1 protein-coding gene is annotated in these 344 nt (G+C 51.2%); it reads right to left on the bottom strand.

Features of this window, described 5'->3' with window-relative positions; all coding sequences use genetic code 11:
- Nucleotides 1-325, bottom strand: a 325-nt coding sequence (locus tag ACO0LI_RS30690; RefSeq protein ID WP_423037722.1) for a hypothetical protein, incomplete at its 3' end; no start/stop codon positions are given.
- Nucleotides 326-344 lie beyond the last annotated feature (19 nt).

The following is a 344-nucleotide window of genomic DNA, read 5'->3' as shown; positions in this document are numbered from 1 at the left end:
TGAACGTGAAGTTCGCTGTTTGGATATTTTTCAGTGATGGGGTGATGATTGGCGCGCCGTTGTCATTGGAGTTACCCAGTGTGGCTGTCAATTTGTTGTTGGCTGTGGCGGATGTGTTGGAGCCTGTGAGTACGTCTTCGTCTTGCAGGGCGTTAACACGGGAACCACCGTTTGGTGTGTACACCAGGCCAGCTGTGAAGTTCTCAGCTGTGGCGATGTCTGTGTTGCTTGTCAGTGTGAAGTCTTTAACACCACCACCGTTGACGATGGATGTCAGGACTGCATCTTGAACAGCGATTTGGGATGCTTGTGTGGCGGAATCCAACACTTTGCTCAACCAGTCC

Origin of the sequence: Undibacterium sp. Tian12W (assembly GCF_049339405.1) — a bacterium.
Lineage (GTDB): Bacteria > Pseudomonadota > Gammaproteobacteria > Burkholderiales > Burkholderiaceae_D > Undibacterium.
This window is presented reverse-complemented; position numbering and strand designations above follow the sequence as displayed.